Here is a 22,241-nt window from a genome sequence, read left to right as displayed (position 1 = left end):
TTGGCGCCGTTTTAGGGACCAAGAGTGATAGCGCAACGGCGGGTTAGCGGGGCTTAGGCGGCCGGCGCCGTCTTCCTTCCGCGCTGCCGGGGCACGACGGCGGCTGCCGTTCCCAGCAAGAAGAGCGCCGTGGCGGCACACACCGGAACCAGGAACGCCGCCGAATATCCAAAGTTCTGGGCCAGCTGTCCGGCGATCGAGGATCCGAGCGCGGTGCCGGCGACAATGCCGCTGGCCAGGGCGGTCATGACCGTGCCGAGCTTGCCGGCCGGGGCCACGAGGCCGCCGATGGCGAACACGGTGACCATGAGCGGGCCCACGGGCAGGCCCAGAACCAGCAGGACCAGGATCATCGGCAGCGCGGTCGAGGGCAGCAACAGCAGCGGTGCAAGGCCGGCCATGAGGGCCGCGCACGCGATCCAGCGGGCGTTCACGCTAAAGCGCCGGGGCCAGTACGCGACCGAGAGGGCCGCAGCTGCGGAGCTCAGTCCCATGACGGCGTAGAGCAGGCCCGCGAGTTCGGAGGTGGCGAAGCTGGCCGAAAACGAACTCAGGGATGCCTGGGTGGAGCCGAAGAACGTGCCCATGCACACCATCGCCAGGACGGGAAGCGCGACGGCGGCCAGGGTCCTGGCGCGCTGGGCCGCACGGCGGGTCTCCTGGTGCGGGTCGCCCGCGAGGCCAGCGGCTGATCCGGCGGCTGGTGCGGCGGCCACGCCTGAAGGAGCAGCGGCCGGGCGCCGCGCTGTGCGGACCACCGCGTGGTGCGTGGGGTGGACGGCGAACGCCGGGACAAGGACGAGAGTCAGTACCGCGGCGAGGGCCAGCGGAAGCCACGGCGCGAGCAGGCTCGCGAGGATGCCGACGAGTGCCGGGCCGAGCACGAAGGTGAGCTCGTCCGCGGTGCTCTCATAGGACAGTGCGGTGTCCAGGTCCGCGGAATTGGCCGCCGGGCTGCGGCCGGGCCCGGAGGTCCGGGAAGTCAGCGCCATCCAGCGCACGCGTGCCAGCGGACCGACCTGCGGGCAGCTTGCGCCGGCCACGAACGCGGCGGCCAGGACGGGGACGGCGGCGGCAAGGTCCTTCGCCCCGGGGATGAGGTACGCCGCGAGGATCAGGGCAACAATGGCCACCGTGTTGGCGACTGCGGACACGAGCAGGACGCCGCGCTGGCCGAGCCGGTCGGCGAGGACGCCCAGGACGGGGGCTCCCAGCGCCGAACCGATGCCGACGGCACCGGCCGCGGCGCCGCCCACGGCGTAGGAGTCCGTGACGGCGGTGACGAGCGTCAGTGCACCGACGGTGAGCATGGCCAGCGGCAGGCGGGCGAAGAGCCCCAGCGGGATGAAGCTCCGGCCGGCGAGCAGCGGCAGCCGCGCGAAGCGGCCGCCCTTGGCCGGCTCAATGGCAGCGGCGGGTGCCGGTGCAGTGGCAGGAGCAAGCGCCGGTGCAGCGGCGGGCCGGGCGTCGGTCGAAAGGGGTGCGTCAAGAGTGGACGCCAGAGAAGACGGTGAAGGGTTCATGGTTTCCGGGTTCGCTCAATAATGCGCATCGTCCCTCCTCCCGATGCGCGCGACCCGGTAACAGATCAATGATAGCTGATTCCGCGACGGGCAACCCGTTGGCCTGGCTCAGACTTGAGCGTCGTCGCTGATGTGCAAGGTGGAGCCGCTGCGGCCTTTGACCACCTGGAGCTGGGTGCCAATGCGCTGCTTCATTTCCGCCACGTGGCTGACTAGTCCGACCACCCTGCCGCCGTCGCGGAGGCCTTCAAGGGCGTCCATAACCTGTTCCAGTGCCTGGTCGTCGAGGCTGCCGAATCCTTCGTCCACGAACAGGGTCTCGATGTCCACACCGCCGGACTCGTGCTGCACGACGTCGGCCAGCCCGAGGGCCAGCGCCAGCGAGGCCATGAAGGATTCACCGCCGGAGAGTGTGGCGGTGTCCCGGCGCTGGCCGGTCCACTCGTCGACGACTTCCAGGCCGAGGCCGGACTTCGCGCCGCGCGCGGCCTTCGCATCGGTGTGCTGAAGAGTGTAGCGGCCGTCGCTCATCCCGATCAGGCGTTCCGAGGCCGCGACCGCCACCTGCTCCAGCCGGGCCGCGAGGACATAGCTGTTCAGGCTCATGCGGTAGGTGTTGTCGCCTCCGCCCTTGGCCGCGTCGGCCACGGCGGCAAGCAGTGCGGCCCGGTCCCGGGGTTCCCTGCCGGCGGCGGCAAGTTCCTTGTAGTCACCGGCTATGCGTCCGAGGTTCCTCACCGAGTTTTCCGCCAGTCCGGCCGCAAGTGCGGCTTCCCGGGCTGTGCGTTCGGCGGCCACCGACTCCGCTTTGAGCTGTTCGAGGGCGGCGTCGCTGACGAGGTCCCCTGCGGCCCGCTCGGCTGCCGCGAGTGCGAGGTCTTCCCCGGCGAACAGTTCCTGGATCCGGGCGGCCTCGTCCTGTCCCGCCCGGATGGCTGTTTCGAGACCGCTGGCCACCGGTGCCGGCAGGAGTGCCTCCCGCGCCGCGGCCTCGGTACCGAACCCGGCCGGGGGAAGCGACTCGTCAAGTTGCCGGCGTGCCTCCTGGGTGCGGGCGGCGGCCTGCTCGAGGGCGGACTGAGCGGCGTCGCCCCGCTCCAGGACCGCCGTCGTCGACGACAGGGCGGCGATGCGTTGATCTAGGGTGCCATGGCCGGCGCGCAACTGCTCGAGGGCGTGTTCGAGGACCCCGGCCTGTTCACCGACTTCGGTGATCGTGGACTGCGTTTGGGCGATGCCGGAGGCGGCGTCGGCCTGCTCCCGGTCCGCGGCGGCGATGGCCGCTTCGAGTTCGGCCAGCCGGGCCCGTCCCGCGGCGAGGTCCGTGGCCGCGCGGCCGGCCTCATCCGCCCGTTCCCCTGCCTGGGCCGCCTCCGCACGGGCTTCCTCCGGAGGCGTGTTGCCGCCCTGCGCCGCCAGGACGGCGACGCGCTGTTGTGCGTCGGCGAGCTCGCGGCCGAGGGCAGCGAAGGCCTCTTCGGCGAGGTCGGTGGCCTCTTGCGCGGCCTTCTCGGCCTCGGCGACCGTCAGCGCGGAGGCCGCGGCGGGGGCGGGTGAGGGGTGTTCCGGGCTGCCGCAGACGGGGCAGGGAACTCCGGCGAGGAGCTGGGTGGCGAGCTCGGCGGCGGCGTTCATCAGCCGCTGCTCACGGAGGTCCAGCCAGTGCTGCCTCCGGTCCTGATGGACGTTCCGGGCCGCGGCATGCCGGTCCGCGGTTGCCGAGCACTCGGCCTCGGCGTCGAGGAAGCGGCCAACGATGGTCACGAGTTCGTCGGCTGCAGTGGCCTCCTTGGTGCGCAGCTGGACTTCCGCAGCGAGTTCCTCGAGGGGACGGATGCCGGCGGAGATGGCCGCCGATTCCAAGCGCAGCGCGTCCAGGGCAGCGGCACTTGTCCGCTGCCCGGTTTCCAGCTCCTGGAGCTGCAGGCTTAGCGTGCTGCTGCGGTCAGTGAGTGCGATGAGCCGGGATTCGTCGGGCAGGCGTTCGGTGAGCACGGCCCGGAGGGACCTCAGCCGTCCGAGGGTGCTCCGCAGGGCCGCGCTGTCCAGCGGGGCGCGCCGGCCAGCAGCGTCAGCGTCGATGGAAGTGTCCTCGGCGCCGGCGTCGAGGAGGTCCTGACCGGCGAGTTCGGGGTCCGTGGCTGCCGCAGTCCGCAGCTGCCGGGCGGCCTCCAGCAGGGCCTTTTCGGCCAGGTCCTGGGCTGCAGCGGCACTTTCGACGGCGCGCAACTGGCCGCCCAGCACCTCGGCCTGGCGGTGCAGGCCTAGCGTGACGGCCTTTTGCGCCAGGACCGGCGCTGCAGCGTCGGCGTCGATCCGTCGCAGTTCCGCGGCGGCAAGCCTGGCGTGGCGGTTGGCCCGCGCATTGGCGGCCTCCAGCACGGTGGCCTGTTCGGCGGCCCGTTGCTCGGCTGCTGCGGCGGCGGTCCGCCGCTCCTGCGCGGCGGTTGCCGCTGCGCCGTCCAGCCAGGCCAACAGGGCGTCGGGCATGTCCCTGCCGGGGGCCCCGGCGGGGTCGAGGTCCAGCGCCGCGGTTTCGGACTCAGCCTGGGCCAGCAGCAGCTCCAGCCTCGTGGTCAGGCTGGCAACTTCGGTTTTGGCTGTCTGCGCCTGCCGGGACAGTTCCTGTTCCACGGCTTCAAAGCGCTGGGTGCCGAACAGGCTCTGCAGCAGCTCCAGGCGGTCCGATGCCTTGGAGCGCAGGAACGCCGCGAAGTCGCCCTGCGGCAGCATGACCACCCGGGTGAACTGGTCCCGGTTCATGCCCAGGACGTCGGCGATCTCGGCGCCGGCCTCATCATTCCGGCCGGATTTTTCGACCCAGGCGCCGTCGATGCGTTCTCGCAGCAGCGTGTTGGCCTGCTGGAGGGTGAAGCCGTTCTTGCCCCGAGCGCTCGGTTTGTCCCAGGCGGGCGCCCGGGAGACTTCGAAATGCCGGCCCTTAGCGGAGAACTCGCAGGTGACCCGCGGCTCTGTGGCCGTGTCCGCGTGGTCGCTGCGCAGCCGCTTTCCGTCCTGCCGGGCACCGGGCACCGATCCGTACAGGGCGAAACAGATGGCGTCCAGGACGCTGGTTTTGCCCGCGCCGGTGGCGCCGTTCAGCAGGAACAGACCGTGTGCGCTGAGACGGTCGAAGTCGATCCGCTCCGTGCCGGCGAACGGTCCGAAGGCGGAAATCTCCAGGCGGTGGATCCTCACAGGGATATCCCTTCCAGGCGCACGGCCTCGAGCGCTTCTGCGAGAACGGCTGCTTCGGCGTCGGAAGCGGGCCGGCCCCGGACGTGATCGAGGAATCCGCAGCAGACGGCGAGGTCATCGTCGGCTTCGGCAAGCCGGCTGCTGTAGCTGGCCTTCGGCGCCGCGCCGGTCCCTTCGGGATCGAAGCCGAGCACCAGGGTGTCGGGGAACCGCGACCGCAGACGGTCCATGGCTTGTGCCGGGCGGGCGGTGTCCGTCAGCGTGATCTGGCAATAGGCGCCCTCGGCCCACGCGAAATCCTCCGATTCGAGGAGGTCCTCCAGCTTTCCGCGGAGCACGGCGAGATTCCGGGATGCGTCCCACAGCACTTCGCGCACATCGCCGATGCCTTCGGCGTCGACCTCCACGAGCCAGCTTCCCTTCCGGTGCTTGGCTTCCGAGAAGGAGTACGCCAGCGGCGAGCCGGAGTAGCGCACTGCCGGTGACAGCTCCTGCCGGCCGTGCAGGTGGCCCAGTGCCGTGTAGCCAAAGCCGTCGAAGAGATCCAGCGGGACAGCGCCGACGCCGCCGATGCTCAGATCCCGTTCGCTGTCGGAGCTGATGCCTCCGCTGGCGAAAGTGTGCGCCAGGACCACTGAATGTACGGTCCGGCTCTCACTGCGGCGCAGCACGTCTGCACGGATCCGTTCCGTGGCGGCGCGTGTGACCTCGAAGTGGCTGGCGGTCTGGACGGCCAGCTGCTCGGCAACAAGCCGGGGCTCCAGCCAGGGAATGCCGTAGATGGCCAGCAGCGGCGCAGCTTCGTCATCTGTATTGTCCGAAAGCGGAAAGAGCACGGGATGGTCAAGCTCGTCCAGCCGCGTGCGCAAATGCACTCCCCCGCGCTCAAGCAGCCGCGAAGCGAATCCCAGCCGGATGGCGGAGTCATGGTTGCCGCTGGTCAGGACAACTTGGGCGCCGGTACCGGTGAGGCGCACCAGGGCGTCATCCAGCAGGCCGACGACGTCGACTCCCGGCAGCGCGCGGTCGTAGACGTCCCCGGCGATGAGGACAACGTCCACGGCCTCTTCCCGGACGAAGGTCACGAGCTGGTCAATGAAGGCGCGCTGGGCATCCAGCATGCCGATGCCGTGGAAGGACCGGCCCAAGTGCCAGTCGGAGGTGTGCAATAACCGCATATTCCTACGGTATCGGCTGCCACCGACACTCTTGCGCCACCACCCCGGAAGGGTGACGGAGGTCAACTACGGGTAATCGTGGTGAAGGGTGGCTACTTTCCACCCTTGCTGTCGAAGAAGCTGCGGGCCTCGTCGTTCTCGGCAGTGTCAGTGGCAGCGGCAGCCTTCGCTTTGCCGTTGCGCCCGGCGGGGGCGCCCTTGTCGGCGTCGTCCGCTGCACCGGTCATCCGTGGGCCGGCCAGCCGTGCGCCGGTCAACCGTGCGCCGGTCAGTTCTGCGTCATCCAAGTCGGCGACCTCGAAGTCCTCCAAGTCGGACCCAGCCAAATCGGCGTCGTTAGATTCGGCAGGCGTGAACGCTGCGCCGGCCGGGCCGGTTGTCTTGGCAGTCTGGGCACCCTGCGCGAAGCCGCGGAAAGCCAGTCCCGCGATGGCCGCACCGACCACGGGCGCCACCCAGAACAGCCACAGCTGCCCGAGCGCGTCCGGGCCGCTGAAGATGGCCGATGCCGTGGCCCGGGCCGGGTTGAACGGGACATTGCCGAGCGCCTGGCCAAGCTGCAGGAGCATCGCCGTCGTCAGGCCGACCGCGAAAGGAGCCGCCGCCCTGGCGGGGTTCCGGCTGGCCGTCGTGGCAAGGAAGACGGCCACGAGCAGGGCCGTGCCGAGGACCTCAACGAGCAGGACACCGGCCATGGGCACCTGGATGATGGAATGCTCGCCGAATCCGGCCGCCACGGTGGCGAAGGCGCCGGTGCTGTCATTGATCGTCGGCACGGTGCGCAGGACGCCGAACAGGGCCACGGCGCCGAGTGCCGCACCCACAAGCTGGGCTCCGATGTAGGCCGCGGCTGCGGCCAGGCGGATTCGGCCGGCGATGACGTTGCCAATGGTGACGGCGGGGTTGAAGTGGCCACCGGAAACGTAGCCGACGGCGAGCATCGCCGCCGTCAGCGCCAGGCCGGCGGCAAGGGCCGCGGGCAGCGGATTCGACTGCGGAATGGTGAACAGCGGCACGCCCAGGCCTGCGACGACGACGATCAGGGTCCCAAACGCCTCGGCGGACAGCCGGGCGATGAGTCCCGGTCGGGGCGAAGCGTCGCCGGCGGCCGGAGGCTGGACGCCAACGGACTCGGGGGCTGGCACAAGCAGGGTCATGTTCAGGACTTCCTTTGCTGGTGGCGGCGTGCCTGGGGCTGCACTTGCGGCGTCCGGCCCGCCGCTGGGTTGTGGTCCGGGGAAGGCCTAGGCCGCCCGGAGAATAGGTCCGCCAGCAGTCTTCCAGCGGAATCTGGATGTTGGCTGGATTCTTGCCTAGTGCCCGTGCCCGTCAAGCGGCCCAACCGCCTGTCCAGTTATCGGCCCTGTGCAGTTATCGGTCCTGCCCAGACATCGGTTCAGTGCCCCAGGGCCACCGCGGTCACAGCGCTGGCGGCAAGGGCCACGACGGCGGCGGCGGCCCAGCGCAGGAGCGTCGCCGGCGGCGCGGCGTTGGAGCGCCGGAGCTCCCGCCCTCGGACCAGCACGCACACACCCAGGACCAGCGTGGCGGCCATGGCGACGAGCGCGCACACTCCAAGGAAATCGACGGGGACCGCTCCGCCGCCGCGGGACCCCGCGAGCGCCCAGCTGCGCCAGATCAGCAGGTCGGCCACGATCAGCGCGAGCATCGTCCGGCGCCAGGACAGGGATGTCCGCTCGGGCTGCAGTCCGGGATCCCGGGCCGGATCAGGGCTCACCGTGCCACCAGGATCAGGATGGCGAACACCAGGGCCGCGGCCGCGACGCCGATCGTCATCACCAGCATCACGGCGGAAAACGGCAGCTCCCGGTTGTTCCGCATGGCCGCCTCCATGAGTCCCCACCGGTGGTAGGACAGTGCCGCCAGGCCCGCCCCCAGGAACGCGAGGATGACGCACAGGACAATCCGCACGGGACCGGGCGCGATCTCCGGGGCCAGCTGGTCGATCGCCAGGGCACCGGCAATCAGGGCCAGGGACGTGCGGATCCAGGCCAGGAACGTCCGCTCGTTGGCAAGGGAGAATCTGTAATCCGGCGTGTTCCCGGTCTTCCGCCACGCTGGTTCGCGCATTCGATTCCTCCGCTGCCGACGGATACGCCGCCGGCGGTTGCTTCGCCTGACCGCTGGACGGGTCCTAACAGCACCCTACCGGCGTTCCGCATCCGCCGCCCGTCCGGCGCTGCACTGCATTGCACAGTTACGGCACTGCAGAGTGCGGTGCAACGGGTGGGGCGGCGCCGGGTAAATTTGAGGACATGAGCACCGAGCCCGGGACCACTCCCGCATCAGCCCCAACACCCGGCCAGCCGGACTCCCCCGCCCCGGCCCACGGTTCGCGGATCCACGGCTGCCTGCTGGGAGGTGCACTCGGCGATTCGCTGGGCTACGCCGTGGAGTTCGATGACATTGCCGCGATCCGCGCCCGGTTCGGCCCCGCGGGACTGCAGGACTTTTCCGCGCTCGACGCCGGCAGCCCCTTCTCGGACGACACGCAAATGACCCTTTACACCGCGGACGGCCTCCTCGAGGCGCTGGAATGGGCGAACGACGGCGTGGCGGCGGACATCAACGCGTGCCTGTGGCTCGCGTACCTGCGCTGGCTGGGCACCCAGGGTGTCGCCGTCCCGCCGTCGGCCCCTTTCCAGCCGCCGCGCTGGATCGATGCCCAGGACGTCCTGAAGAGCAGGCGCTCGCCCGGCAACGCCTGCCTGAGCGGGCTCGCCACGGGCGAGATGGGTACCGTGCAGCGGCCGGTCAATCCCGAGGCCAAGGGCTGCGGCACCGTGATGCGTTCAGCGCCGTTCGGCCTGATCCCGCACCTCGGGCCCGAATTGGTCTACAAGCTCAGCGCGGACGCCGCGTCCCTGACCCACGGCCACCCCGCGGCGCGGCAGAGCGCCGGCGTCTTCAGCCTGCTCATCCATGCCTTGGCCTCCGGACTCGGGTTGCGCGAAGCGGCCCAGGCCGCCCTCGGGCACCTGCGCGGCGGCGTCCTGCGGAAGGGCGAAGAGCCGGATCCGGACGTGGTTGCCAGGTTTGAGGCAGCCCTGCAGCTGGCGGGCGACGTACCGGGCCCCGGCGGCCTGCTCAGCCCCGAGGACCTGGTCAGCGAACTCGGTGAGGGGTGGGTGGCCGAGGAAGCCCTCGCCGTCGCGCTCTACGCCGTGCTGGCCACTGCCCCGGGAACCGGGACAGAAACAGCGGCGGACTCCGGCATCGTCGGGGTGCCGGCCCAGAACCATTTCCGTGCCGCCATTGCGGTGGCAGTGAACCACAGCGGGGACAGCGACTCGACGGCGTCGATCGCCGGGAACATCCTGGGGGCGTACTACGGCGAGCGGTGCCTGCCGGCCGACTGGCTTGCGGAGCTCCAGGCGCCGGAGGTCATCCGAGGCATGGCATCGAAGCTGGCGGAGGTCACCGGCACCTAGCTGTACTGCGCCGGCCTGTCCGCTAGGCGCCAGGTCTCCGGCATTCGTGCTTCCGGCGTTCGTGCAGGGCGGGACGTCCTTCTGCCGTTATGTGGGCCGGCTTCTCCACGGGACATGCCCCGTTGTGCCTCGCCGCAAGGGACATGTCCGTCCCGGTTGCCGCACACCACCGGACATGCCCAGTCGCGCACCTCACCGGACATGCCCAGTCGGGCACCCCTGCCAGGGACATGTCCATTCCGGTTGCCGCACACCTCCGGAGATGCCCAGTCGCGCATCCCTGCCAGGGGCATGTCCATCCGCCACTGCTGGGCACCCAGGACATGCCCAGTCCGCTGTCAGTGTGAGGGACATGTCCATCCCTGGGCAGCAGCAGCTCAGGACATGCGCATTCGCGGGGGCAAGGACTGGACATAATGCCACTATGTCCACCGGTCAGGGCCTCCCGAGGACATGTCCAGAGCCAGACTCGCCGAAACCCAGAATCGTCGGATCCCTGGCCCGTCGGAACCCAGACTCGCCGAAACCCAGACTCGTCGGATCCCTGGCCCGTCGGAACCCAGACCCGCCGAAACCCAGACTCGCCGGGTCCCTGGCCCGTCGGATCCCTGGCCGGTCGGGTCCCAGGCCCGCCGGATCCCTGGCCGGCCGGATCCTAGGCGCGGCGGAGAGAGATGTTGTTGCAGGCTTCGCAGACGTCCTCGGGAATGAGGCCGCGGCGCTGCAGGAAGCCGAAGATGGTGCAGCCCAGGCAGAACCCGGCGAATGCCTCCAGGGACGCAGCCGCGATCAGCACGGCAAGCAGGACCCACGCCGCCGGAGCGAGGCCGGCCGCCAGCAGCAGCGCGGCGGCAGTCGACATGGCGGCGCCCATGCCCTGGGCGAATCGCTTAGGCGGACCGGGAACGAGGCGGGTCCGGCCGAGCCAGGGCGTCAGGACCTTAACCGAGAACTGGGCCAGGGGCGAGATCCGGGGGCCGAAGAGCACGCGCAGCCAGAACCCCGCCGCGATGATGGCAAGCCCCCAGCCGAATCCGGTCAGCAGGGTGACCGCGGAGAGCGCCACAACCAGGGCGGCGGTAATGCGGGCGGAGTACTCGTTCACCGGGTTCGGGAACGCGAACACCTTCCGCCAGTCAATACCGCGCTGCGACGGCACCCCATCCGACAGCACCGCCTGCGACGGCACCGACTTTGACTGCCCTGATTTCGACGGGACAGCGGGGGTCTGTGCATCCGGCAGTTTGCTCATCCGCCAAGGCTACGAGCGGGCCCGCCATGCTGGGAATCATTGTTGCGCCGTGTGACTGCGAGTCAGACAGGACCGGTTCAGACAGGACCGAGTCAGACAGGCGAGTCAGGCAGGCCCGTTAATAAAGGCGGGCTCAGGCGGGGACGGCGGCCACGTGCCCGCCGACCATCTGCAGGAATTCGCCCTCGGACAGCACTTCGATCTGCTGCCCGCGGTCGTGCAGTTCCAGGACGCGGCGGGCCTTGCCGGTGAGCCGGCCCGAGCGCAGATCCGCGGCCACAAAGCCGTCCCCCACCACCAGGACGGTGGTGCGGGCCGTGACCCGGCTTTCCGGCCTGGCACCAAGCTCGGCGGATCGGACCTTGGCTTCGGGGCGGGGAATCGCCAGTTCGCCGGTGAAAACGACGGTCTGGCCGAACAACGGGTGGTCCGGGCTGGCCGCAGCATTGGGCACCGGGTTGGGGCCTTCCTCCGGCCACCCGGAGGCGAACGGCCGGCGTGACGGCGCAGCTGCATTTCCACCGGCGAGGGCCTCGAGCGCGGCGACGGTGGCTTTGGACAACGGGTCGCGCCGGGGGTCGAAGGCCGGCTGGCGCGACACCGCTAGGCCCAGTGACAGATAGAGTTCCGCGATACTCGCCGCCCCGTTGCGGGCGGCGATGTCGATCAGGATGCCGGCACAGGCACGGGCGTCCTCGGCGGCATCGTGATGGTTCACCAGCGGCACGCCGGCTTCCTCGGCCGCGTAGGGCAGCGAGTTGGACACCAGGGAATAGCAGCGCCGGGACAACATCACCGTGCACACGTAGTCATAGGCGGGTCCGGGCAGCCCGGAGACTTCCAGGCCGGAGCGGATCACGCCGAGGTCGAACGCCGCATTGTGGGCCGCCAGCACGTCACCGCCAATGAACGCGCCGATCTCGGGAAAGAGTTCCCCGAACCGCGGCAGTCCCGCCACCTGCTCCGGCCGGATGCCGTGGATCCTGACGTTGTGGTGATCGAAGGCGTCATGGTTTTCCGGCGGCCGCATGAGCCAGGAGGCTTCCTCCACGACGACGCCGCCGCGGACCTTGCTCAGGCCAACAGCACACGGCGAACCGCGGAAGCCGTTTGCGGTCTCAAAGTCGATCGCCGTAAAGTCCAAACCCACGGCCCCAACATTACCGCCCGCCGGCTCCGCCTCCCGCCGTGGCACGGCCACCGGAAGCCGGCTCCGAGGCCCGGCCGTCACCGGTCAAGTACCCTTAACGGGTGAACGTACTAGCAATGAGCGACCTCGCCGTGTCCGCCCTCGGCGGCGCCGGCCCCGTCCAGCCGCATCTGGCCTCCTTCCTGCCCGACTGGCTCAACCCGCAGGTCTTCCTCGCAAATCCGGCCTTCGCGCCGTGGGTGGTCCTCCTTGTCTGCGGCATCATCTTTGCCGAGACCGGGCTGTTGATCGGCTTCTTCCTGCCCGGGGACTCCATGCTGTTCACGGCCGGCCTGCTCGTGGCAACCGGCACCATCCAGGTCAACATCTGGGTCCTGACCGCGCTCATCATCGTCGCCGCGATCATCGGCAACCAGGTGGGCTACCTGATTGGGTCCAAGGCGGGACCTGCCCTGTTCAACAGGCCCAATTCCAAGCTGTTCAAGCGTGAAAACGTGGATAGCGCGCATGCCTTCTTCGAAAAGCACGGCGGCAAGGCCCTGATCCTGGCCCGGTTCGTCCCGATCATCCGCACCTTCGTCCCGGTAATCGTCGGCGTCGCGCAGATGAGCAAGCGCAAATTCTTCACCTACAACGTGATCGGTGCCGTGCTGTGGGGCGGCGGCGTCACGCTCCTCGGCTACCTGCTCGGGGACAAGGTGCCATGGGTCAAGGACAACCTCGACATCATCTTCATCGCCATCGTGCTGGTCTCGGTCATCCCGATCGCCATTGAAGTCATCCGCGGCATCATCGCCAGGCGGCAGTCCGAGGAGTACGGCACGGACGTCGTTGAAGAGTTCATCGAAGAGCACGAACCGGAAGAAGAGCGCAAGACCCCCTAAGCGCCCTCAATGGCAACGCTGTAAACGAAGGAAGGCGCCCCACTATGTGGGGCGCCTTCCTTCGTCTAAGGCCTGCCGCCGTCTGATGCCGGCCGCGAGAACGCCTGCAGGCTATTTCCCGGACAGGGCCTCGACGATGGCCGGCAGCAGTGCCCGGAACGCATGGCCCCGGTGGCTGATGGCGTTCTTCTCCTCGGAGCTGAGCTCGGCGCAGCTGCGGTCCAGCCCGCTCGGCTGCAGGACGGGGTCGTAGCCGAAGCCACCCTCGCCGCGCGGTTCCCGCAGGAGAGTCCCTTCCAGCTGCCCGTATTCGACGACTTCCCGGCCGCCGTCGGGCGAGGACCCGGGCACGGCCAGCGCTGCGGCGCAGACAAAGGCGGCCCCCCGGTATTCGTCCGGCACGTCGGACAGCTGGGCGAGCAAGAGCTGGAGGTTCGCGGCGTCGTCGCCGTGCCGGCCGGACCAGCGCGCCGAGAAGATCCCGGGCGCTCCGCCGAGGACGTCCACGGAAAGTCCGGAGTCGTCGGCGATCGCCACCAGCCCGGTGGCCTCGGCCACGGCCCGCGCCTTCAGCAGCGAGTTTTCGGCGAAAGTCACGCCGGTTTCGGCGACGTCGGGGGCCCCGACGGCGCCGGCGTCCACCACCTGCGTGTCGACGTCGAGCCCGGGCACCTGGCCGCGGAGCAGTTCGCGGAGTTCGCGGAGCTTGCCCTTGTTGTGGGTGGCGAGCACGAGCCGCGGGGCGGGGCCGTCAGCGGCCGGGCCGCCCACAGCGGGCGCTCCCGTGGACGGCGCGTCCGTCACGGGGCCTCCGCCAGGGTGTCGCGCTGGATGGCGGCGAGCTGCTCGGTGCCCAGCAGCGCCAGGTCCAGCAGCTTGTTCAGCTCGTCACGGTCGAACGGTGCGCCCTCGGCGGTGCCCTGGACTTCGACGAACTTGCCGGAGCCGGTCACCACCACGTTCATGTCGGTCTCGGCGCGCACGTCTTCGACGTAGGGCAGGTCGAGCATCGGTACGCCGTCGATGATGCCGACGGACACGGCGGCGATCGTGTCGATCAGGGGCTCGGCGTTGCGGCCGATCATCTTCTTCTCCCGGGCGAAGCGGATGGCGTCCGCGAGTGCCACGTAGGCGCCGGTGATGGCCGCGGTGCGGGTGCCGCCGTCGGCCTGCAGGACATCGCAGTCCAGCACGATGGTGATTTCGCCCAGGGCTTTGGTGTCGATGATGGAGCGCAGCGAGCGGCCGATCAGCCGTGAGATCTCGTGGGTGCGGCCGCCGATCTTGCCCTTGACCGATTCACGGTCGGACCGGGTGTTCGTGGCCCGGGGCAGCATGGCGTACTCGGCGGTGACCCAGCCACGGCCTTCGCCCTTGAGCCAGCGCGGAACGCCCTCCGTCAGGGAGGCCGTGCACAGGACCCTGGTGTTGCCGAACTCGATCAGGGCCGAACCCTCGGCTTGCTTGGACCAGCCGCGGGTGATGCTGATCGGACGCAGCTGGTCGGGAGTACGGCCGTCGGCACGGATTACGGGAACACTGGGAGCTTGGGAAGTCATGCCTTTAGCTTATCGACTCGCCCGGTGCCGCCCGCGCGGGCGGCCGGCTAAACGGTGTAGTGCACGCCCGCGACGGCGACGGCCACGTCCTTGCCGAAGACCTCCTTGGCCTCGGCCATGACGGTGGTCGGGGACGTCCAGACCGGAATGTGCGTCAGCAGCAGCCGCCGCGCCCCGGCGGCGACGGCGGCCTCCCCCGCCCGCTTGCCGGTCAAGTGGACGTCCTTGATCGCGTCGTCGCGGCCTTCCTCGAAGGCCGCCTCGCACAGGAAGAGATCGGCGTCGCGGGCGGAGTCCTCAAGGCCCGCGCAGGAATCCGTGTCCCCGGAGTAGCTCAGGATGCGGGTCACGGGCGTGCCGTCCTTGGCGGGCTCGGTGACCTCCACACGTAGGGCGTAGGCCTCCTCGACCGGGTGGTTCACCGCGTAGGGCGTCACGGTGAACGGGCCGAGGGTCACCGGCTTGCGCTCGGACCAGTTGCTGAAGTCGAATTCCTCGTGCATGCCCGGATCCAGGTCCAGGCCGTACGCCGTGGCCATCCGGTCGGCCGTCGCGGCCGGTCCCCACACCGGGATCCTGCCCCGTCCCCAGCCGCCTGGCTTCCAGCGCACGGCAACGTGGAGCCCGCACAGGTCCATGCAGTGGTCCGGGTGCAGGTGGGTGAGGAAAATGGCGTCGATGTCCTCCAGGTCCGTGTAGCGCTGGATGGCGCCGAGCGCCCCGCTGCCGAGGTCCAGGACGATCTTCCAGTTCCGCTCGCCGTCGTTGGCGGTCAGCAGATAGCACGACGCCGGCGAGCCGGGCCCCGGGAAGGACCCGGTACAACCCACGATAGTCAGCTTCACAGCAGTGTTCCCCCGCCCGCGGATCCGCCCACGAAGTTCGAGATCCGCGGCCGGACGGCACCGGCCTGCGCGGCGGCGGACTGCGCCGCGGCAATCATTTCCGGGGTGATCCGGGCGAGGCTGCCGGTGGGGTACTGCGCCGCGACGTGGTCCACGTGGCGGACGCTGAGGACCTCGGGGCCAAGGAAGCGCCGGGCGAGGTGCTCGAACTGGGCGGCGTCGCCGGTGGCAATGAAATTGTGTTCGGGGGCCGTGGCGTCGGTGCGCTCCAGGCCCCGGGAGGCCAGGGCCCGGTAGACGTCCTTGGCCGTTTCCTCGGCGCTGGAAACCAATGTGACGTCCTCGCCCAGGACGAAGGAGATCACGCCGGTCAGCAGCGGGTAGTGCGTGCAGCCGAGCACCACTGTGTCCACCCCGGCGGCAATGAGCGGCGCCAGGTACTCGCGGGCGACGGCGAGCAGTTCCGGTCCCGTGGTGATCCCGGCCTCCACGTATGGCACGAACGCGGGGCAGGCCACGGACGTGATCTCCAGGTCCGGAGCCGCGGCGAAGGTGTCCTCGTAGGCGCGCGAGCCCACCGTGGCCGAGGTCCCGATCACGCCCACCCGGCCCGTGCGGGTGGCAGCGACGGCGCGGCGGACGGCCGGCTGGATCACTTCGATGACCGGGATCCCGTAGCGGGCCGTATAGCGTTCGCGGGCGTCGCGCAGCACGGCGGCGGATGCAGAGTTGCAGGCAATGGTCAGGAGCTTGACGCCGGAATCCACGAGTTCGTCCATGACACCGAGGGCGTTGGCCCGGACTTCGGCGATGGGAAGGGGCCCGTAGGGGCCGTGCGCCGTGTCCCCGACATAGAGGATAGATTCGTTGGGCAGCTGGTCGATGATGGACCGGGCCACGGTGAGGCCGCCCACGCCGGAGTCGAAGACGCCAATGGGCCGCGACCCCAGCTCCAAAGCCGGTTCGGGCCCGGTGGGGGCCGTTGCGTTGTTGCGGGCTGGGGAGTCCGCAGCAGCCCCTGCCGGATCCATATTCGATGCTGAAGTCATGATTATTCGAGGATAGGACAACGCTTGCGGAGCGGCCATCACATTGTGGCGCTCAACTCGTGTCTCGTAGGTCACACCCTCGCGCTCAGCGCCGGGCATCGAGCGAGTGCACCATGGCCTGGACCAGCGACTCCTGCAGCCAGGTGGTGAAGTTGTACACCAGGGCCAGGTAGCTTTCGACGTCCTCGGCCTGGGACCAGTCCTGCATGAGGTGGACGTTGTCCGCGTCGGCGTCGTCGCGGATGTCGAGGCGTTCGGCGAGCACCAGCCGGACATCGTTGAGTGCGGTGGCCCAGTGCCCGGCGTCGGCCTGGGTCAGCACGAGGTCCTCCCGGTCCAGGCTCAGGGCGGCCGCCTTCAGCGCGCCGATCTTGCTTTCGCGCAGCGAGCGCTCCGTATAGCGGCGGAACTCCAGGGAGGCGTCGGCGTCGTTCTTCACCACGTTCGGCAGCAACCGCCGCAGGGCGCGGTCCGAGGGTTCGCGGGCTTCTGCGTCCAGCCCCACCAGGGCGGCCAGTGGGTCCTCGTTGGCGCGCTCCTCGGGCTCGAGCATGGAGATCACGTCGTCGAAAAGGCTGCGCAGCAGCTCCCGCTCGGCCGGCTCGAGAAAGCCCCGGATGCCCTTGAGCCCGTACTTGAATGCCTTAGCCACGTTTTCCTTTGCCTTTGCCCGAACCGCTCCCGCTGCCGCCGGTGGCTTTTTCCACCGTCGCCCAGAGGCCGTAGCCATGCATGGCTACGGCGTGCTGCTCCACCTGCTCTTTGCTCCCGTGCGCCACGATCGAGCGTCCCTTCTTGTGGACCTCCATCATGAGTTTGTTGGCCTTGGTCTCCGAGTAGCCGAAATAGCTGCGGAACACGTAGCTCACGTAGCTCATCAGGTTCACCGGATCGTTCCAGATCACGAGGTTCCAAGGGATGTCCGGGGCCGTCAGGACGTCGCCTGACGTCACTGTTCCGGTCTGGGTGCTCTCCCGTGTGTCGGGGCCGAGCGCAACGCTGAGGGTCATCTGTCCATTCTATGGGGAGGCTGGGCCCACGCCGGCGAGGGCCCCACGGCGAAGCGAAGCGAGACGAGGGAGCCGGTGGGTGGGCCCACGCCGGCGAGGGCCCCGCTGCGAAGCGGAGCGAGACGCGGGAGCCGGTGGGGACTAGAGTGAATTTGTGAGTACCTCAGCTGGCTGGGACCGTCCCCGCACGTCCCTGTACACCGACCACTACGAGCTGACGATGCTGCAGGGTGCTTTGCAGTCCGGCGCGGCACACCGGAAATCCGTCTTCGAGGCCTTTGCCCGGAGGCTGCCGGACGGGCGCCGCTACGGGATCGTGGCGGGCACCGGCCGCCTGCTGGAGGGGATCGCGAACTTCCGCTTCGGCGAGCCGGAACTGGACTACCTGCGCCGCACCAAGGTGGTCAACGACCAGACCCTGGACTACCTGGCCGGTTACAGCTTTTCCGGCGACATCTGGGGCTATCCGGAGGGTGAAGCGTACTTCCCGAACTCCCCCGTGCTGATCGTCGAATCCACCTTTGCCGAGGCCTGCATCCTGGAGACCTACCTGCTCTCCGTGCTCAACCACGACTGCGCGATCGCCTCCGCCGCCTCCCGGATGATCTCCGCCGCCGGCACCCGCCCGTGCATCGAGATGGGCTCGCGCCGGACGCACGAGGAGTCGGCGGCCGCAGCTGCCCGGGCCGCGGTCATCGCCGGGTTCGACAGCACCTCGAACCTGGAGGCCGGATTGCGCTACGGGCTGAAGACCGTCGGCACGGCCGCCCACTCCTTCACCCTCCTGCACGACTCCGAACGCGAGGCCTTCGAGGCCCAGATTGCCGCCTTCGGGCCGGACACCTCACTCCTGGTGGACACGTACGACGTCGAAGCGGCCGTCCGCACCGCCGTCGACCTCGCCGGGGACAAGCTGGGCGCAGTCCGCCTGGACTCCGGTGACCTCGTGGCCCAGGCCCAGTGGGTCCGGCAGTTGCTCGACGAGCTCGGCAACGACCGCACCAAGATCGTGGTGACCTCGGATCTCGACGAGTTCGCCATCGCCGCGCTTCAGTCCGCGCCGGTGGACTCCTACGGCGTGGGCACCTCGCTCGTCACCGGTTCCGGGGCACCGACGGCCAGCATGGTCTACAAGCTTGTCAGCCGCACCGACGGCGACGGCGAGTTCATCTCCGTCGCCAAAGCAGCCAAGAACAAGGCCAGCAAGGGCGGGCGCAAGTACGCGCTGCGCAAGCTCAACGAACGCGGGACCGCCACCGCCGAAATCGTCGGCGTCGGCCATCACCCGGAGGACGACGGCAACGACCGTCCGCTGCTGCAGCAGTTCGTCAAGAACGGCGAGGTCCTGCCGGGGTGGACCGGACCCGAAGGGGTCCAGCGCGCCCGGCGGCGCCACGCGGAGACCATGAAGGAGCTCCCCGCTGTGGTCAACCGGCTCCAGCGCGGCGAAGCGGCCATCCCCACCATCTACGAGGAGGACTGAATGTCCCGCGCCCTGATCATTGTCGACGTCCAGAACGATTTCTGTGAGGGAGGCGCCCTGCCCGTCACCGGCGGGGCGGAACTCGCCGGCGAGATCAGCGAGTACGTTGACGCCCACCACGGCCAGTTCGACCACGTCGTGGCCACCCAGGACTGGCACATCGATCCGGGCGCGCATTTCTCCGAGGAACCCGACCACGTGGACAGCTGGCCGCCGCACTGCGTGGCGGGCACCCGCGGTGCCGAACTGCATCCGGACCTCGATCCCGAATACATCCAGGCCTACTTCCGCAAGGGCCAGTTCGCCGCGGCGTATTCCGGCTTCGAAGGGCTGCTGGCCCCCGAGGACGATGTCCCCACCGGGGACCGGAAACCCGGCGCCATGCCCGTGTCCGGAACCGGCACCGAGGACGCCCCGGGTTCTTCAGCCTCCAGTGCTTTCGCCGGCACTGATTTCGCCGCCGGCGAGGAGGCGATCGGGCTGGATGACTGGCTGCAGAGCCACGACGTGGAAGACATCGTGGTGGTGGGAATCGCCACGGACTACTGCGTCAAGGCGACCGCCCTGGATGCGGTGCAGGCCGGCTACTCCGTCACGGTGCTGCGCGGCCTGACGGTCGGTATTTCCGACGACCTCGACGACGCCGTGGCCGAGATGGAGCTCGGCGGCGTCGATGTCCTCTGAGCGCCTGCGCTCCTCTCCCCCGGGCCGTGCGGCCCGCAACAGCTGGCGGGAAAAGGCCGCCGCCAAAGTAGACTCGAAACCGTTGCCCTATCGTCTTACCCGTAGAACCCCGGAGTACACCATGAAGAAGACCCTGACCGTTCTGATTGCCGCTGGCGCGCTGCTCGGCGCGGCCGGCTGCTCGGCCGCGCCGCAGCTGAGCAACGAGGAAACCTGCGCCCGGGTCAAGACCGTGGTCTCTGCCCAGTCGGCGACGTCGGACAAGGCCGGCATGACCAGGGTCGCCAACCAGCTGCGGCCCATCAAGGCGGCGGCCTCCGATGACCTGCGGGCGCCGCTGCAGACCATCATCGAATACTTCGACGAGTCGGCCAAGCCCTCACCGGACACAGCCAAGCTCGAGGACATGAAGGCGGACTACACCGCGGCAGGCCAGAAATACGGCCAGGTCTGCGGCAGCGGCCAGTAGCCGACACGCCCCGTTAGACACAGCGGAGGGACCAGGCCGTCGGCCTGGTCCCTCTGCTTTTGCGCTGTACTTTCGAGCTTTGCTGTGGACCTGCGCGTTGGCCCTGTGCGTTGGCCGGCGGCTATTTCCGGCCGATGAACCAGTCCTGGAGCTTCCGCAGGCGGGTCTGCAGCTGTTCCTCATTGGCCTGCGCGACGGCGGGGCCGCCGCAGACGGTCCGTAGCTTGGTGTGGATGACGCCGTGCGGGGTCCCGGTCCGGGCCGACCACGCGGCCACGTTCTTGGCCAGCTCGGCGCGCAGGTCCATGAGCATCCGGTGGTCCGGCACGGCCGGGGCCGCCGGTTCGGCGCCAGCCTGCGGGGTGCGCTTGTTTTTCCGGTTGAGCTGTTCGTGCTGGCGCTGGCGCAGCAGCGTGCCCACCTGGTCGGCGTCCAGCAGGCCCGGGATTCCGAGGAAGTCGAGCTCGTCCTCCGAGCCCACCTCGCCGCCCGTGCCGAACTCGCCACCGTCGAAGAGCACCCGGTCAAAGGACGCCTGGGAGTCCAGGGCCTCGAACTTGCCCTTCATCAGCGAGTCGGAGGCCTTTTCCTCGCGGTTCGCCTCCTCCATGAGCGAGTCCTCGGGATTGAACAGCCCGTCGCTGTCCTCCTTCTCGGGGCGGTCCAGGGCGTGGTCGCGCTCGGCCTCCATCGAGTTGGCCAGCGCCATCAGCTGCGGGACGGAGGGCAGGAAGACCGACGCCGTCTCGCCGCGCTTGCGGGCACGCACGAAACGTCCCACGGCCTGGGCGAAGAACAGCGGGGTGGACGTCGAGGTGGCATAGACGCCGACGGACAGCCGCGGGACGTCCACGCCTTCGGAGACCATCCGGACGGCCACCATCCAGCGCTTCTCGCTGGCGGTGAATTCCTCGATCTTGCTGGAGGCCTTGGCGTCGTCGGAAAGGATGACGGTGGGCGACTCGCCGGTGATCTTCTTCAGCTGCCCGGCGTACGCGCGGGCGTCCTCGTGGTCGGTGGCGATGACCAGGCCGCCGGCATCCGGGACACTGCGGCGGACTTCGCTGAGCCGTTTGTCCGCGCCGGCGAGGACGGCGGGGATCCATTCGCCGGCCGGGTTCAGCGCGGTCCGCCAGGCCTGTGAGGTGATGTCCTTCGTGACGGCCGACTCGCCGAGCGATGCGGCCATTTCGTCTCCGGCACTCGTGCGCCAGCGCATCTGGCCGGAGTACGCCATGAACATGACCGGGCGGACCACGTGGTCGCGCAGGGCCTTGCCGTAGCCGTAGGTGTAGTCGGCCTTGGAGCGCCGGATCCCGTCCCGGTCCTCGGCGTACTCCACGAACGGGATGGGCGAGGTGTCGGAACGGAACGGGGTGCCGGTCAGGGAGAGCCGGCGGGCCGCGGGGTCGAACGCCTCGCGGAGGCCGTCACCCCAGGAGAGGGCCTCGCCGCCGTGGTGGATCTCGTCCAGGATCACCAGCGTGCGCGCGGCTTCGGTCTTCGCCCGGTGGAGCATGGGCTTGCTGGCCACCTGGGCGTACGTCACCGCGACGCCGATGAACCCGCGGCCGTGCTGGCCGTCGGCGTTCTTGAAGTTCGGGTCGATCGCGATGCCCACCTTGGCAGCCGCGTCGGCCCACTGGCGCTTCAGGTGGTCGGTCGGCGCCACGATGGTCACGCGGTTGACCACACCGGAGTCGATGAGCATGGACGCCACGCGCAGGGCGAACGTCGTCTTACCCGCGCCGGGGGTCGCGACGGCGAGGAAATCCTTGGGATGGATGCTGAAATAGTTGTCCAGCGCCTCCTGCTGCCAGGCGCGCAGCTTGGGGGCGGTGCCCCAGGCTGCCCGCTCGGGATACGCGGGAGGAAGGGTGGGGCCGCCGAAAAGTGTCTCTGTCATTGAGGCGCCCTCCATCCGCGCCTGGCTGCAGCCGACGGGGAAACCCAATTAAGCACAAAAACACCAATCTTTTTCGGATGGACCGTAAGGCAGAAACCGGACAGCAGGGACCGGAAACAGGAGAACAGGAAGAACACAGCGGCGCGGCAACGCACCTGAAGAAGCGCAAAAAAGACGTGCCAAGAGGAAGTGCCGTCAAAAGACGCCGGACCAGGGACGGCTAGCGGATCCCGTGCGAAGCGTTACTTGTCGCCGGAGCCCTTGCCGCCGTCGTTTCCGGGGCGCAGGCCCTCGTAAACTTCCTTGCATTCGGGGCAGACGGGGAACTTCTGCGGGTCCCGGCCCGGTGTCCAGACCTTGCCGCAGAGCGCGATGACCGGTTCACCGGTCAGCGCCGATTCCATGATCTTTTCCTTGCGCACGTAGTGCGAGAAGCGTTCCCGGTCGCCGGGTTCCACTTCCTGGCGCAGTTCCTCGCGCTCGATCGTGGCCGTTGACGTCCCGGCTCCGGAGAGCTCGCGCATCGGATCGTTTTCGAGAGGATCGGTCATGCTAGTCATGACACCCATCTTAGCCGTTGGATGGGCCCCGCCGGACCT

The 22,241-nt window shown here is 69.2% G+C and carries 21 protein-coding genes; 5 read left to right on the top strand and 16 right to left on the bottom strand.

Features of this window, described 5'->3' with window-relative positions; translation table 11 throughout:
- Positions 1–53 precede the first annotated feature (53 nt).
- The 6 genes from AC1DDO_RS11225 to AC1DDO_RS11200 all read right to left on the bottom strand — a co-directional run bounded on the left by AC1DDO_RS11225 (position 54) and on the right by AC1DDO_RS11200 (position 7,990).
- Positions 54–1,523: an MFS transporter gene (locus AC1DDO_RS11225; protein ID WP_476971824.1), complete on the bottom strand. Its 1,470-nt coding sequence runs from the start codon at positions 1,521–1,523 to the stop codon at positions 54–56.
- Positions 1,524–1,631: 108 nt separating this feature from the next.
- The gene (locus AC1DDO_RS11220; protein WP_476867747.1) at positions 1,632–4,721 is read right to left on the bottom strand and encodes an AAA family ATPase; all 3,090 of its coding nucleotides are present in this window, start codon (positions 4,719–4,721) and stop codon (positions 1,632–1,634) included.
- Positions 4,718–5,899, bottom strand: coding sequence for an exonuclease SbcCD subunit D (locus AC1DDO_RS11215; protein WP_476867748.1), 1,182 nt, complete (start codon positions 5,897–5,899; stop codon positions 4,718–4,720). Before AC1DDO_RS11215 ends, AC1DDO_RS11220 begins: the two co-directional genes overlap by 4 nt.
- Positions 5,900–5,991: 92 nt before the next feature.
- Entirely contained in the window at positions 5,992–7,056 is a 1,065-nt protein-coding gene (locus AC1DDO_RS11210) for an aquaporin (RefSeq protein WP_476867749.1), read from the bottom strand.
- A 239-nt stretch (positions 7,057–7,295) separates the two neighbouring features.
- Positions 7,296–7,637 (bottom strand): DUF202 domain-containing protein, encoded by a 342-nt coding sequence (locus AC1DDO_RS11205; RefSeq protein WP_441407532.1) that lies wholly within the window; start codon positions 7,635–7,637, stop codon positions 7,296–7,298.
- Positions 7,634–7,990 carry a YidH family protein gene (locus tag AC1DDO_RS11200; protein ID WP_390204633.1) on the bottom strand — a complete coding sequence of 119 codons (357 nt, stop codon included), beginning with the start codon at positions 7,988–7,990 and terminating at the stop codon, positions 7,634–7,636. The genes AC1DDO_RS11205 and AC1DDO_RS11200 overlap by 4 nt, the downstream gene beginning before the upstream one ends.
- 185 nt (positions 7,991–8,175) lie before the next feature.
- Here AC1DDO_RS11200 and AC1DDO_RS11195 point away from each other — a divergent pair, with 185 nt between their 5' ends.
- Positions 8,176–9,351 (top strand): ADP-ribosylglycohydrolase family protein, encoded by a 1,176-nt coding sequence (locus AC1DDO_RS11195; RefSeq protein ID WP_476867750.1) that lies wholly within the window; start codon positions 8,176–8,178, stop codon positions 9,349–9,351.
- Between the two features lie 655 nt (positions 9,352–10,006).
- On the opposite strand, the gene AC1DDO_RS11190 is transcribed toward AC1DDO_RS11195, so the two are convergent.
- Complete coding sequence (locus AC1DDO_RS11190) at positions 10,007–10,603, bottom strand: DUF4395 domain-containing protein (RefSeq protein WP_476867751.1); 597 nt, start codon at positions 10,601–10,603, stop codon at positions 10,007–10,009.
- Positions 10,604–10,736: 133 nt separating this feature from the next.
- On the bottom strand, positions 10,737–11,753 hold the full coding sequence (locus tag AC1DDO_RS11185; RefSeq protein WP_476867752.1) for a 3'-5' exonuclease: 1,017 nt from the start codon (positions 11,751–11,753) through the stop codon (positions 10,737–10,739).
- Between the two features lie 116 nt (positions 11,754–11,869).
- Between AC1DDO_RS11185 and AC1DDO_RS11180 the strand changes: the two genes are divergently transcribed.
- Positions 11,870–12,637 carry a VTT domain-containing protein gene (locus AC1DDO_RS11180; RefSeq protein WP_476867796.1) on the top strand — a complete coding sequence of 256 codons (768 nt, stop codon included), beginning with the start codon at positions 11,870–11,872 and terminating at the stop codon, positions 12,635–12,637.
- A 111-nt stretch (positions 12,638–12,748) separates the two neighbouring features.
- Here AC1DDO_RS11180 and rdgB read toward each other — a convergent pair whose 3' ends face one another.
- The 6 genes from rdgB to clpS form a co-directional block, all read right to left on the bottom strand.
- On the bottom strand, positions 12,749–13,441 hold the full coding sequence (gene rdgB / locus AC1DDO_RS11175) for an RdgB/HAM1 family non-canonical purine NTP pyrophosphatase (RefSeq protein ID WP_476867753.1): 693 nt from the start codon (positions 13,439–13,441) through the stop codon (positions 12,749–12,751).
- Positions 13,438–14,196 (bottom strand): ribonuclease PH, encoded by a 759-nt coding sequence (rph, locus tag AC1DDO_RS11170; RefSeq protein WP_377985165.1) that lies wholly within the window; start codon positions 14,194–14,196, stop codon positions 13,438–13,440. Before rph ends, rdgB begins: the two co-directional genes overlap by 4 nt.
- A gap of 47 nt (positions 14,197–14,243) precedes the next feature.
- Positions 14,244–15,041 carry an MBL fold metallo-hydrolase gene (locus AC1DDO_RS11165; protein ID WP_390204622.1) on the bottom strand — a complete coding sequence of 266 codons (798 nt, stop codon included), beginning with the start codon at positions 15,039–15,041 and terminating at the stop codon, positions 14,244–14,246.
- The gene (murI, locus tag AC1DDO_RS11160; protein WP_476867754.1) at positions 15,038–16,090 is read right to left on the bottom strand and encodes a glutamate racemase; all 1,053 of its coding nucleotides are present in this window, start codon (positions 16,088–16,090) and stop codon (positions 15,038–15,040) included. Before murI ends, AC1DDO_RS11165 begins: the two co-directional genes overlap by 4 nt.
- Before the next feature lie 85 nt (positions 16,091–16,175).
- Positions 16,176–16,742, bottom strand: coding sequence for a DUF2017 domain-containing protein (locus AC1DDO_RS11155; protein ID WP_441407525.1), 567 nt, complete (start codon positions 16,740–16,742; stop codon positions 16,176–16,178).
- Positions 16,735–17,100, bottom strand: coding sequence for an ATP-dependent Clp protease adapter ClpS (clpS, locus tag AC1DDO_RS11150; RefSeq protein ID WP_390204619.1), 366 nt, complete (start codon positions 17,098–17,100; stop codon positions 16,735–16,737). Before clpS ends, AC1DDO_RS11155 begins: the two co-directional genes overlap by 8 nt.
- A gap of 154 nt (positions 17,101–17,254) precedes the next feature.
- Here clpS and AC1DDO_RS11145 point away from each other — a divergent pair, with 154 nt between their 5' ends.
- From AC1DDO_RS11145 to AC1DDO_RS11135, 3 genes are all read left to right on the top strand, one after another.
- Positions 17,255–18,583 carry a nicotinate phosphoribosyltransferase gene (locus AC1DDO_RS11145; protein WP_476867755.1) on the top strand — a complete coding sequence of 443 codons (1,329 nt, stop codon included), beginning with the start codon at positions 17,255–17,257 and terminating at the stop codon, positions 18,581–18,583.
- A complete protein-coding gene (locus tag AC1DDO_RS11140; protein WP_476867756.1) occupies positions 18,584–19,267 on the top strand; it encodes an isochorismatase family protein in 684 nt (227 codons plus the stop codon). It begins immediately after the preceding gene.
- Between the two features lie 121 nt (positions 19,268–19,388).
- Positions 19,389–19,736 carry a hypothetical protein gene (locus AC1DDO_RS11135; protein WP_441407522.1) on the top strand — a complete coding sequence of 116 codons (348 nt, stop codon included), beginning with the start codon at positions 19,389–19,391 and terminating at the stop codon, positions 19,734–19,736.
- Between the two features lie 121 nt (positions 19,737–19,857).
- Here AC1DDO_RS11135 and AC1DDO_RS11130 read toward each other — a convergent pair whose 3' ends face one another.
- Together AC1DDO_RS11130 and AC1DDO_RS11125 are read right to left on the bottom strand one after the other, a co-directional pair.
- Complete coding sequence (locus AC1DDO_RS11130) at positions 19,858–21,642, bottom strand: DEAD/DEAH box helicase (RefSeq protein WP_476867757.1); 1,785 nt, start codon at positions 21,640–21,642, stop codon at positions 19,858–19,860.
- 242 nt (positions 21,643–21,884) lie between these two features.
- On the bottom strand, positions 21,885–22,202 hold the full coding sequence (locus tag AC1DDO_RS11125) for a DUF3039 domain-containing protein (RefSeq protein WP_370122952.1): 318 nt from the start codon (positions 22,200–22,202) through the stop codon (positions 21,885–21,887).
- Positions 22,203–22,241: the final 39 nt, after the last annotated feature.

This window comes from Arthrobacter sp. 10N43, assembly GCF_056394525.1.
Note: the sequence above shows the minus strand (reverse complement) of the source record. Positions and strands in the feature narration are given on the sequence as shown.